The sequence below is a fragment of the Actinomadura soli genome (assembly GCF_005889715.1).
Classification (GTDB): domain Bacteria; phylum Actinomycetota; class Actinomycetes; order Streptosporangiales; family Streptosporangiaceae; genus Spirillospora; species Spirillospora soli.
Genome location: NZ_VCKW01000066.1, coordinates 23,069 through 34,872, shown reverse-complemented (window position 1 = coordinate 34,872; position 11,804 = coordinate 23,069). Strand labels below are relative to the sequence as shown.

General features: G+C 70.7%; 11 protein-coding genes. 7 read left to right on the top strand and 4 right to left on the bottom strand.

Translation table 11 applies throughout. The features are described from left to right. The 7 genes from ETD83_RS15300 to ETD83_RS43675 all read left to right on the top strand — a co-directional run. The coding region (locus ETD83_RS15300) for a BTAD domain-containing putative transcriptional regulator (RefSeq protein WP_138645787.1) at positions 1-1,568 on the top strand (1,568 nt) is incomplete at its 5' end. 665 nt (positions 1,569-2,233) lie between these two features. Next, positions 2,234-2,506 (top strand): hypothetical protein, encoded by a 273-nt coding sequence (locus ETD83_RS15295; protein ID WP_205717687.1) that lies wholly within the window; start codon positions 2,234-2,236, stop codon positions 2,504-2,506. 56 nt (positions 2,507-2,562) lie between these two features. Further along, positions 2,563-2,706 (top strand): hypothetical protein, encoded by a 144-nt coding sequence (locus ETD83_RS42510; protein ID WP_171064217.1) that lies wholly within the window; start codon positions 2,563-2,565, stop codon positions 2,704-2,706. A 103-nt stretch (positions 2,707-2,809) separates the two neighbouring features. Beyond that, complete coding sequence (locus tag ETD83_RS15290; RefSeq protein WP_138645786.1) at positions 2,810-3,130, top strand: DUF6191 domain-containing protein; 321 nt, start codon at positions 2,810-2,812, stop codon at positions 3,128-3,130. Between the two features lie 71 nt (positions 3,131-3,201). Beyond that, complete coding sequence (locus tag ETD83_RS15285) at positions 3,202-3,987, top strand: MerR family transcriptional regulator (protein WP_230420925.1); 786 nt, start codon at positions 3,202-3,204, stop codon at positions 3,985-3,987. A gap of 42 nt (positions 3,988-4,029) precedes the next feature. Further along, positions 4,030-5,805: a S9 family peptidase gene (locus tag ETD83_RS15280; RefSeq protein WP_138645785.1), complete on the top strand. Its 1,776-nt coding sequence runs from the start codon at positions 4,030-4,032 to the stop codon at positions 5,803-5,805. 254 nt (positions 5,806-6,059) lie between these two features. Then, positions 6,060-6,893, top strand: coding sequence for a hypothetical protein (locus ETD83_RS43675; RefSeq protein ID WP_205717686.1), 834 nt, complete (start codon positions 6,060-6,062; stop codon positions 6,891-6,893). Positions 6,894-6,906: 13 nt separating this feature from the next. Here ETD83_RS43675 and ETD83_RS15270 read toward each other — a convergent pair whose 3' ends face one another. The 4 genes from ETD83_RS15270 to ETD83_RS15255 form a co-directional block, all read right to left on the bottom strand. Further along, on the bottom strand, positions 6,907-7,575 hold the full coding sequence (locus ETD83_RS15270) for a TetR/AcrR family transcriptional regulator (RefSeq protein WP_138645784.1): 669 nt from the start codon (positions 7,573-7,575) through the stop codon (positions 6,907-6,909). A gap of 66 nt (positions 7,576-7,641) precedes the next feature. Continuing rightward, positions 7,642-8,706 (bottom strand): aspartate-semialdehyde dehydrogenase, encoded by a 1,065-nt coding sequence (locus ETD83_RS15265; RefSeq protein ID WP_138645783.1) that lies wholly within the window; start codon positions 8,704-8,706, stop codon positions 7,642-7,644. A gap of 144 nt (positions 8,707-8,850) precedes the next feature. After that, positions 8,851-10,125, bottom strand: coding sequence for an aspartate kinase (locus ETD83_RS15260; RefSeq protein ID WP_138645782.1), 1,275 nt, complete (start codon positions 10,123-10,125; stop codon positions 8,851-8,853). Between the two features lie 134 nt (positions 10,126-10,259). After that, a complete protein-coding gene (locus ETD83_RS15255) occupies positions 10,260-11,747 on the bottom strand; it encodes an MFS transporter (RefSeq protein ID WP_205717685.1) in 1,488 nt (495 codons plus the stop codon). Positions 11,748-11,804 lie beyond the last annotated feature (57 nt).

Sequence of the window (11,804 nt, the reverse complement as noted above, 5' to 3'; positions counted from 1 at the left end):
CACCGTCTAATTCGTCGGCAGCGTCAGATGTGTTTAAGAGACAGGGGTGGGCGCGGGCGGAGCGTTCCCGGCTCGCAGAGCTGCGGTTGCGGGCCGTCGAGCGGAGGGCTGAGGCGAAGCTGGACCTGGGACGGGCCGCGGAAGCGGTGCCGGACCTGGACGCCCATGTGACCGAGCATCCCTGGCGTGAGGATGCATGGCGGCTCTTGGCGCTTGCGCTTTACCGCACCGGTCGGCAGCGGGACGCGCTCGCGGTGCTGCGGCGGGCTCGGGCGTTGCTTGCTGAGCAGCTCGGGCTCGATCCCGGCCCCGCGTTGCGCCGGTTGGAGGAGGACATCCTCCGCCAGGCCGATCATGCGGAGCTCGGGCAGGACGCGGCGGCGCGCGTGTGGGCGCAGGCGGCCGAGGCGTACGACCGGGCTGTGGCGTCCGGGGCGCGGGCCCGGCTGGAGTCGACGGTGGGCATCCTGCGCAACCTTGCGGTGACGGGCGGCGGCGGGCTGGAGGCGGCGCGGGAGCAGCGGACGGCGGCGATCGCGGCAGCCGAGGAGCTGGGCGATGCGGAGCTGACCGCGCGGGTGATCGGCGCGTACGACGTCCCGGCGATCTGGACACGGTCGGACGATCCGCGCCAGGCCGCCGAGGTCGTGGCGGCGGCCGAACGTACTCTCGGCGTCCTGCCTGCGGGGAACGATGTGCTGCGAGCGCGGCTGCTGGCCACGGTGGCGCTGGAGTCGCGCGGCGATCGCTCGGGGCGCGGGCGCGAGGCGGCGCTGGAGGCGGAGCAGATGGCCCGTGGGCTGGACGATCCCGGGCTGCTCGCGTTCGTCCTCAACGGCGTCTATATGCAGACATTTCAGCGGGCGGGCCTGGCGCCGGAGCGGGACGCGATCGGAGCCGAGCTGGTCGGGTTGTCCGGACGGCATGGGCTGGTCACGTCCGAGGTGCTCGGGCGTCTCGTCCGCCTGCAGGCACGGAGTGCGCTCGGAGACTTCGACGGAGCCGACCAGCACGCGAGCGTCGCTGATGAGCTGGCTGCGCGCCATGAGCTGCCGCTGGTCAGCGTGTTCACGCAGTGGTACCGGGCGTTGCGGCTGGCCGCGTCCGGTGAGGCGGGAGCGGACGAGGTGGAGGCCGCCTACCGGGACGCCATCGCGCGGCTGGACGGTGCTGGGATGCCTGGCCTTGAGAGCGGGTTGCCGGCGTTGACGTGGCTGTGCCTGCGCGTCCGGCAGGGGCTGCCTGCGCAGACTGATGCGCACACCGATTGGGGGCCTTACGAGCCGTGGGTCCGTCCCTTGGTGTGGGTGGCCCGCGGCCGGACGTCTGAGGCGGGGGCTGCGCTTCGGAGGGCGCCGGAGCCGCCGCGCGATCTGCTTTTCGAGGCCATGTGGTGCCTGACGGCCCGCGCCGCCATTGCCGTAGACGACCGCGACACCATGCAACGCGCATACGGCGAACTTGCCCCCGCCGCAGCGGAATTGGCAGGAGCCGGTAGCGGCTTGATCACTCTGGGCCCGGTCTCGCGCTACCTGGACGACCTGAGCATCACACTTGGCCGCACCTAACAAGCACCCGCGAGCGCAACGATGAGCAGCCCGCCGAGCGTGGACGGAAACACTCCCGCAGGGGCAGGGTGATCGCGCGTCGGGTGCGCGTCGACGCTTGTTCGCCGAGCCTGGGCACCGGCGGGCGACGGGCGGGGCGCTGAGCCCGAGCCCGTGTTCCTCGACCGCAACGTGGACAACAACTTCGCCGAGAACGAGCGGATTTCGTTCGGCACGGGCGTCCTGGTGGAGGTGTCGAGGTGATGCAGGTGTCGACGTGGGCGACGTGACTGCAGGCGCTGAAGTGGTTGCGTGCGTCGAACCGGCCGCATGCGGGTGGGGGTGCGACGGCCGTTGAGCGGGCTCGCGGGCGGGAGTCCGGGCCGACGACGCACGACCCTGAGCGCACGCACTCAGGGTCGGTCAGGGTTCATCCGATGGGGTGCGGCGAGCGAACTTCTTTCAGCCTCGCAGGTCATCGTCATGACGCACATCTGGCAACTATGGAACAAAGTGTTCCGTTCTGCTAGACTCAAGAGTGTGTAAAGGATCCGGGCTACGGGTCTACCGGGGGATTACTCCACCGTGGATGGGGGTTTTCCCCTATGGCGATGAGTTTGCCTAAGCGGCAGAGTCATATTCAGCAGCAGGGGAACGAGGACCCCTCCGCAGGAAGAAGGCACACGATGTCGAACACGCCAACCCCCACCTCGCTGAGCACCGCCGACCTGGCCGAGATCCTGTTCTGCTGCAGGCTGCAGGAGTCCGACCACCCCTCCGCCGAGCAGGTCCGCAGGGCCATCGACGACAGGTTCGGTGCCTGCGGCGGCGACCGTTCCGCATGCGTCGCCGTCGTTGCCCAGGAGGCCGGCGACCACCCCGAGACCTACATGACGCGGATGCGCTGGGCCCTGTCCACCGTGTCCGAGGCGTACCGCGAGTTCACCACGGCCGCCTGACCCCTCCCCTCATCAGCTACTAACCCACATCGACCCGCGACAAGGGAGATCATCTGATGCGTTCACCGTTCACCGACCGGCGTGAGGACATCGTTCCGCGCACGCTTCGCGACCTGCTGGCCGCCGACGCGTCCCAGGTCACGAATGAAAAGCGCCCGCGCCGACAACGAAAGACCTTGACCGTCCGGCGCGTCACATAGCTATCGCCACCAAGGGACGCGCCACGTCCCAACTCTCCGTCCGTCCCGCACGGTCGCCTGTCTCGCCGCGCAACCTGTGATGAGGCACGTTCGTTGGACGGACGTGGCATTGATCGCTTTCCTGACCATCCCCGGCCTTGTGATCGCTCTGGTCGCCTTCGCCGCCCTCGACCGTGCCGGTCTGTGGGCGAACCGCAGGTTCCGGCTGCCTTGGCGGCGGGACGAGACCGGCCGTCCGATCTCGGCGGTCGCGGTCGGTGAGCTGGACGTGTTCTTCCACGGCACGCACCGCCACCAGCAAGAGCAGCGCCGCACCTCGCTGATCTTGCGGGACGAGGAGAGCGACGGCGCACCCCCGCGCACGCGCGTCGATCTCGACGCCGGAACCGCCACCGTGCGACGACGTCCCGCAGACTCCGCCTGACTGACCGACCGACCAGACGACGAACGGATCGAAACGGCACGTACTGGGCGTGACCGCCTATGCTTGCGGCCGTGACCGAGAAGCCGATGGAGGAGCCCGACGGCCCCGACCGTGGGCGTGAGTACCGCATCGGCGAACTCGCGAAAGCCGCCGGCATCCCGGTGCGGACGCTGCGCTACTACCAGGAGCGCAAGCTGCTGCCGCCACCCCGCCGCGCGGGACGGATCGGCCTCTACTCCGAAGACCATCTGGCCCGCCTCCGCATGATCGCGGATCTCCTTGAGCGCGGCCACACCCTCGAAGGCATCCGGGAACTGCTGTCCGCGTGGGAGCAGGGGCGCGACATCCGGGCCGTTCTCGGCGTCGAGAAGGCTGTTACCACGCCGTGGTCGAACGAGGTGCCGGTGACCATGACGCTGGACGAGCTGACGACGCTGTTCGGCCGGGAGTCCTTGGAGCGTGCCATCGCACTCGGACACATCGAGGTCGAGGGCGACCGCGTGACCCACTGGAGCCGCCGCCAACTGGACGCGACCGTGACGCTCGTCCGGGCCGGAGTGCCGCTGGAGGACGTGCTGTCGGCCGGACGGGAACTCCAGCGCAGCATGGACGACCTGGCCGCGATGTACGTCCGCCTGATCGCCACGCACGTCGTCGGACGCATCGACGACCAGCACCACGATCAAGACCACCACCAGGGCCACGGCCATAACGACCACGACCTCGGTGAACTCACCGAGGCCCTCGCCCGGCTGCGTCCCGGCGCCGAGGTCACCGTCGAAGCGGGCTTCGCCCGTGCCATGGACCGCCAGGTCCGCGCCGCGATCGACCAGGCCCTCGGCCGGCTGGCGAGCTGAGCGCGCGGCGATCGACCCGGATCATGCCGCGATACTGGGGGCATGGTCGACGATGAACGTTGGAAGGCGCGGTTCCGGGCCGCCCGGATCAGCCTGCCCCGATGGGCGCGGGACGCCCCGAACCACAGCATCTACCGGTCGAACGTCACCGGGACGTGGGAGATCTACACGTGGGACCGCGGCACCGGCGCGCAACGCCAGGTGACCGAGCGGCCCAACGGCACCTGGATCGGCACCATCGACCCGTCCGGCGAATGGGTGTGGTGGTTCGCGGACACGGACGGCGACGAGTTCGGCGTATGGAAGCGTGTCCCGTTCAACGCGGACGAAGGGGCGGAGAGCGTTCCGGCCGTCCCCGAGCTGGAGGCGTCGTACCCGTCTGGGCTGTCCCTAGGGCGCAGTGGTCTCGCCGTCATCGGACGGACGACCGACACAGGAAACACCATCCATTTGTGCCGTCCTGACGCGTCGCCAGAGGTGCTCTACCACCACTCAGAGGACGCGCACATCGCCGCCCTGTCCCGTGACGAGTCCCTGGTAGCGATCGGGCACAGCGAGCACGGCGACAGCCGCCACATGGCGTTGCGCGTGCTGCGTCCCGACGGTTCCACGGTCGCCGACCTGTGGGACGGGCCGGGCAAGGGCGTCTACGGAGCCGGTTTCGCCCCGGTCGACGTTGATTCACGGCTTCTCGTCAACCATGAGCGTCGCGGCCGGGACGAGATGCTGATCTGGGATCCGGTCGCCGGGACCGAGCGCGAGATCGTCCTCGACCTGCCCGGCGAGATCGGCGCCGGCTGGTACCCGGACGGGACGGCGCTGCTGATCTCCCACTCCCACGAGGCGCGCGACGAGCTGTACCGGTACGACCTCGCCGACGAGTCGCTGACCAGGATCGACACGCCGCGCGGGGTGATCGGCGGCGCGGCCGTCCGGCCGGACGGGACCGTCGAGTTCTTCTGGTCGTCCGCCGCCGAGCCGCCGGTGATCAGGTCGACGTCCGGGTCGGTGGTGCTGACGCCGCCCGGGCCGGTCGCGCCGCCGTCCGTCCCGGTCGAGGACGTGTGGGTGGACGGTCCCGCAGGCCGCATCCACGCGCTGGTCAGCAAGCCGCCGGAGGGCGACCGCCCCTATCCGGCCGTGTTCGACGTCCATGGCGGACCGACGGCGCAGGACGATGATTCGTTCGTCGCATCGGCCGCCGCCTGGGTCGACCACGGGTTCGCGGTCGTCCGCGTCAACTACCGGGGCTCGACGGGCTACGGCTCGGAATGGCGCGACGCCATCGAGGGACGGGTCGGGCTCACCGAGCTGGAGGACATCAAGGCCGTCCGCGACTGGGCGGTGTCGAGCGGGCTCGCCGACCCGACGCGGCTCGTCCTGACCGGCGGCTCGTGGGGCGGTTTCCTCACCCTCCTCGGCATAGGCACGCAGCCGGACGACTGGAGCGTCGCGGTCGCCGCCGTCCCCGTCGCTGACTATGTCGCCGCATACGAGGACGAAATGGAGGCTCTGCAGGCGTTCGACCGGTCACTGTTCGGCGGCTCCCCGGACGAGGTCCCCGACCTGTACCGCCAGTCGTCCCCGATCACCTACGTCTCGCAGGTGAAGGCGCCGGTGCTGATCCTGGCCGGGGAGAACGACCCGCGCTGCCCCATCCGGCAGATCGACAACTACCTGCGCCGGCTCGCCGAGCTGGACCACCCGCACGAGATGTACCGGTACGACGCCGGGCACGGATCGCTCGTCGTCGAGGAGCGGATCACCCAGATGGCCGCCGAAATGGACTTCGCCCGCAAACATCTGGGCATGTCCTGATCTTCCCGGCACCACCGCGCCCCCGCCCTGCACGCCGGGCGCGCTCCGTGCGACAGGACGGGCGCGTCCGGCGTGGGGGACGGGCGGATACCCCGCCCGTCCCCCGCCTCTGACCTGCGGACACCCCTCCCATCCCGCCGTGTTTACAAGATCGAAGTGCGGGGCACCCCTCCGATCGGCCGCTAGTGAGCAATGAGCCGTGACCGTCACGGCTCGCCCCCCGGCGCTCGTTCGTCACTGATCGGGGGGATCACATGACAGGGCTTCTGCACGTCCATGCGCTCGTCCGGCACGCCGCCCGCCATCGAATACCCGGGGCTCACGGGCCCGCACACCGCCTGATGGCACTGGCGACCGGCGCCGCGATGGCGACCACCGTCCTCGCCACCGCGACGCCGGAAGCGTCCGCCGCCGGACGGCCTTCGGCCCGGCGGCCCGTCTCGACGGCAAGGCCTGCGCCGCCCGCGCGTCCGGCATCGATCGGCGAATTCGCACCGGCGCGCCCGCCCATCGCCGCGACGCGTCCAGGGTTGCCCACCACCGGACCGGACGACGACTCCGTCGGACGGTCCGAGGCGGCGGCACCGCGACCGGCCTTCGTGTCGGAACCCGTGGAGCCGGAGCAGGAGCAACTGGAGCAGAAGCAACCGATGCAGCAGCCGGCCGCGTTTACCGCACTCCAGAACACACCCGCGTCGGTGCGTCTCCGGCATCAGCTCGCCGAGGACGTGCTGCGCGGCAGCGGCATCGAGCGGCGCTCGACCGGCCGCTGCTCCGACCGGACGATCACGTCCTGTACGTCGTTCGAGAACGTCCGCTGGGGGACGATCAAGGGCCTGGTCGGCTTCGCGGAGTCGAGCGGCTGCGAGATCGCCGTCACCGGCGGCACCGAGCGCGGCCACGCGAGCGGCCCCTACAGCCACTGGAAGGGCTACAAGCTCGACATCGCGCCGAACGCGTGCGTCGACCGTGCGATCAAGCGTTACCCGCCGGCCGGCGTCCGGAGCGACGGCGCGCGGCTCTACCGTTCACCGAACGGCACGCTGTTCGCCCGCGAGCCGCATCACTGGGACATCACCTTCCGCTGACGCCACTTGTTCGTCAGGCGCGGACCTCGCGGATGATGCCGACCAGTTCCCGGGTCACCGACTTGAAGCCCGGTATCCGCGACATCGACACCATGCGGTTGACCAGCGGGACCGTCCGCTCCACGAGCAGGTACGTCTTGCGGCAGCCCGGTGAGCTGTCGTGCACCCAGTACAGGACGATGCCCATCGAGTAGATCCACAGCAGCTCCGGCAGCTCCGCCCGGAACTCCTTGTCGATCTTCAGGTCGGAGCCGTCCACGACCTCGCGGTAGATCGCGACCGCCGACTCGCGGGCCGGGCCGGACTCGGCGCTGAACGGGTTGAGCGGGCTGGTCGGCTCGGCGGCGAACTTGAAGAACTTCCCGGCGAACTCGTGGTAGGGGACCATCGTGTCGACCCGGGCCTTCAGCACGCCGAGCAGCCGCGGCGCGAACGCCGTCTCCGCGTCCAGGACGGCGCGGCAGGCGGCGACGTGCTCGTCCTGCAGCTCGTCGTAGTAGGCCTGGATCAGCTCTTCCTTGGACCCGAAGTAGTAGTAGGCGTTGCCGACCGAGACGCCCGCCTCCTTGGCGATGGCGCGCATCGTCGTCGCCTCGTATCCGCGGTCCCTGAACAGCTTCAGCGCAGTCTCGACGATCAGGGACCGTGTCTGCTCGGACTTCACGGCCTTCGTCTCGGTCACGCCTGCCAGCCTACGGCCCCGCCCCGCCGTCGTGCTCATGCCGCGAACACGCCCCGGACGCGGGCCTCACGCCGTGAGTTCGGCGGCGATGAGCTCGGCGATCTGGGCGGTGTTCAGCGCGGAGCCCTTGCGCAGGTTGTCACCGCAGACGAACAGGTCGAGGGCCTGCGGGTCGTCGAGCGAGCGGCGGACGCGTCCCGCCCAGGTCGGGTCGGTGCCGACGACGTCGGACGGCGTGGGGAACTCGCGCGTCTCCGGGCTGTCGCACAGCACCACGCCCGGGGACCTCGCGAGGATCTCCTGGGCCTCGCGCTGGTCGGTCTGCTCCTCGAACACGGCGTGGACGGCCACCGAATGCGCGGTCACCACCGGGACGTGGACGCAGGTCGCCGACACCTTCAGCTCCGGCAGCCCGAGGACCTTGCGCGTCTCGTCCCGGACGGCCATCTCGTCGGACGTCCAGCCGCCGTCCTCGGGCGTCCCCGCCCACGGCACCACGTTCATCGCGAGCGGCGCCGGGAAGGGGCCGAACTCGCCGACCACGCCGCGGAGGTCGCCGGCGCGGTGGCCGAGCGCGCGGTCCCCGCCGATCTTCTCCAGCTGCGCGTAGAGCGTGTCGATCCCGTCCCGTCCCGCCGAGGACGCGGCCTGGTAGGACGCGACGACCAGCTCACGCAGCCCGTACCGCCGGTGCAGCGCCCCCAGCGCGACGACCATCGACAGCGTCGTGCAGCCGGGACCAGCGACGATGCCCCGCGGACGTTCCCGCACCCGCTCCGGGTTCACCTCCGGGACGACGAGCGGAACGTTCCCTCTCATCCGATACGCGCCCGACCCGTCGACGGCCACGGCGCCGCGGCCCACCGCGACCGGGACCCATTCCTCAGCCACCGGCGCCGGGACGGCGAACGCCGCGATGTCGACGTCGTCGAAGACCTCGGGGGCGAGCGCCACGGACTCCGCCAACCGGCCGCGCACCTTCAGCGCCCGCCCGGCGGACCGTTCCGAGCCGACGAGCCGGATCTCCCCGTACACGTCCTGGCGGGTGGACAGCAGGTCGAGCAGCACCGTCCCGACCGCGCCCGTCGCGCCGACGACCGCGAGAGTCGGCAGCCCGGAAGCCGAGTCCATCGTCGCACTCACATCCTCTGAACTACCGTCGCTCGTGACCGGTTCCCGGAGGATGCTGCCACCGTCCGAAACGCACGACTGCGTCACGTGACGCGTCCGCCGGACCGCGGGTGTCCGGCGTGCGGGTCTTCGAGGTGCGGGGGGTCAGCGGCCGGTGCCGCCGTAGACGACGGCCTCGACCTGTTCGGCGTCGAGGTCGAAGGCGTGGTGCGCGGCGGCGACCGCGGTGTCGATGTCGTCCTGCGCGACGACGACGGAGATCCGGATCTCCGAAGTGGAGATCATCTCGATGTTCACTCCGGCGTCGGCGATCGCGCCGAACAGGGTGGCGGTGACGCCGGGGTGCGAGCGCATCCCCGCGCCGATCAGCGACACCTTGCCGATGCGGTCGTCGTAGCGGAGCGACTCGAACCCGATCCGCTCCTTCAGCTTGTTGAGGGCGGTCAGCGCGCTCTGGCCGTCGGTGGACGGCAGCGTGAACGAGATGTCGGTGCGGCCGGTGGACGCCGCCGACACGTTCTGCACGATCATGTCGATGTTGATCTCGGCCTCGGACAGCACCGTGAAGAGCGCGGCGGCCTCACCGGGCTTGTCGGGCACCCCGACCACGGTGATCTTCGCCTCGCTCCGGTCGTGCGCGACGCCGGAGATGATCGCCTGCTCCATGTCCTGTCCTCCGATCTCGCTGCTGTCGACGACCCATGTGCCCTCCTTCTGGCTGAACGAGGAGCGCACGTGGATCGGGATGTTGTAGCGGCGCGCGTACTCCACACAGCGCAGATGCAGGATCTTCGCACCGCTCGCCGCCATCTCCAGCATCTCCTCGTAGGAGATCTTCGGGATCTTGCGGGCGGCGGGCACGATGCGCGGGTCGGCGGTGAAGACGCCGTCCACATCGGAGTAGATCTCGCAGACGTCGGCGTCCAGCGCGGCGGCCAGCGCGACCGCCGTGGTGTCGGAACCGCCGCGGCCAAGGGTCGTGATGTCCTTGGTGCCCTGCGAGACACCCTGGAACCCGGCCACGATGCAGATCGAGCCCTCGTCCAGCGCGGTGCGGATCCGTCCCGGCGTCACGTCGATGATCTTGGCCCTGCCATGCGAGCCGTCGGTGATCACGCCGGCCTGGGAGCCGGTGAACGAGCGGGCCTCGTGGCCCAGGTTCGCGATGGCCATGGCGAGCAGGGCCATCGAGATCCGCTCGCCGGCGGTGAGCAGCATGTCCAGCTCGCGGCCCGGCGGCAGCGGGCTGACCTGCTTGGCCATATCGATGAGATCATCCGTCGTGTCGCCCATGGCGGACACCACGACGACGACGTCGTTGCCCGCCTTCTTCGTCGCGACGATGCGCTGGGCGACCCGCTTGACGCCGTCGGCGTCGGCGACGGAGGAGCCACCGTACTTCTGCACGACTAGGGCCACGAGTGGCGCTCCTCGGATCGGGGTCAGGCGTACCGGACGAAGAGTCTACCCAGCGACACGGAATGAATTACGGCCGGGTAACTATCGCTGCGTGCCCGGCGGAGCGCGAGGCAAACCGCCGGGCGGCCGGCCTCCTAGAGGGCGGTCTTGACGGGCTGTGGCGCGGGGTCGGCGGTCCGGACGGCGGCGCGGGCGCGGAGGCCGAACGCCGTGATCAGGGCCGCGAGGAGGGCCGCGGCGAACGGGACGGCCAGCGCGGTCCGGAGGGCGTCGAGGCCCGCGCCGGGGGACGTCCCGCCGCCGAGCGCCGCGACCTGGACGGCGGTCACCGCCGAAAGGCCGAGCGCGGTGCCGAACTGGATCGAGGTGTAGAAGAGGCCGCCCGCCGTGCCGTGCTCGCTCTCGTCCACGCCTTCGGTGGCGGCCATCGTCAGCGGCCCGTAGGCGAGCGCGAACGCCGTCCCCAGCAGCGCGATGATCGGGAACATGAGCAGGTAGGCCCAGTCGAGCCCGACCGGCAGGAACAGCCCGTACGCCACGGCCGCGAGGACGAGGCCGCCGAGCAGGACGCGGAGGTTGCCGAAACGGTCGACGAGGCGCGGGGTGAGCGTCGGCGCGAGGACGGTGTCGATGCCGACGACGAGCATGGCCAGCCCGGTCTGCCAGGTCGTCCAGCCGCGGAGTTCCTGCAGGTACAGCGTCATGAGGAACTGGAATCCGGCGAAGGCGGCGAGGAACAGCGCGGCGCTGAGGTTCGTCCGGACGAGCGCGGCGGACCGGAGGATGCCGAGGCGCAGCAGCGGGCTCGCGGCCCGCCGCTCGATCGCGACGAACGCGGCGAGCAGCACCAGCCCGCCCGCGAAGGCGCAGGCGGTGAGCGCGGCGCCGTGGGACGGCCGCTCCAGCCGGACGACCCCGTACGCGAGCAGCAGCATCGCACCGGTGACGCTGAACGCCCCCACGAGATCGAAGCCGCCGCGCGACCGCCCGGCGGAGCCTTCGGCAAAGGACGCGGCGGGGACTTCGGCGGTGGATTCGGCGGTGTCCGGCTCCTTGATCAGGGGGATCGCGGCGATCAGGATCAGCGCCGCCATGATGACCGGGGCGAAGAACACCCAGCGCCAGCCGATCGCGGTCAGCAGCCCACCGGCGACGAGGCCGAGCGTGTAGCCGCCCGCCGCCGTCCCCGCGTAGACGCCGAGGGCCTTCGTGCGCGCGGGCCCGGCCGGGAACGCGGCGGTGACCAGCGCGAGCCCCGCCGGCATCATGAACGCCGACGCGACCCCGGTGACGAACCGGGCGAGCAGCAGCATCCAGCCCTCGGTGGCGAGCCCGCCGAGCCCGGAGAACGCCAGGAAGACCACCAGCCAGAAGAGGAAGACGCGGCGGCGGCCCAGCAGGTCGGCGGCCCGTCCGCCCAGCAGCATGAACCCGCCGTAGCCGAGGACGTAGGCGCTGATCACGCCGCTGAGCATTCCGGTCGACAAGCCCAGGTCCGCCCGGATCGACGGAAGCGCGACGTTGAGCATCGCGACGTCGATTCCCTCCAGGAAGACCGCGCCGCACAGGACGAACAGCGACGCCCAGGCGCGTCCGTCCATGCGGGCCGCGGGTGTGGACATGAGCGGGCTCCTCTCTCGACTCAGCCGACGGGAGCCCGGTTCCCCTACGGGAGGCCG

What these genes read in the sequence shown, in the direction of transcription:
- ETD83_RS15295 (WP_205717687.1), top strand. Translation starts at nt 2,234, where the DNA reads ATGTCGAACACGCCAACCCCCACCTCGCTGAGCACCGCCGACCTGGCC.
- ETD83_RS15255 (WP_205717685.1), bottom strand. Translation starts at nt 11,747, where the DNA reads ATGTCCACACCCGCGGCCCGCATGGACGGACGCGCCTGGGCGTCGCTG.
- ETD83_RS43675 (WP_205717686.1), top strand. Translation starts at nt 6,060, where the DNA reads ATGACAGGGCTTCTGCACGTCCATGCGCTCGTCCGGCACGCCGCCCGC.
- ETD83_RS42510 (WP_171064217.1), top strand. Translation starts at nt 2,563, where the DNA reads ATGCGTTCACCGTTCACCGACCGGCGTGAGGACATCGTTCCGCGCACG.
- ETD83_RS15280 (WP_138645785.1), top strand. Translation starts at nt 4,030, where the DNA reads ATGGTCGACGATGAACGTTGGAAGGCGCGGTTCCGGGCCGCCCGGATC.
- ETD83_RS15265 (WP_138645783.1), bottom strand. Translation starts at nt 8,706, where the DNA reads ATGGACTCGGCTTCCGGGCTGCCGACTCTCGCGGTCGTCGGCGCGACG.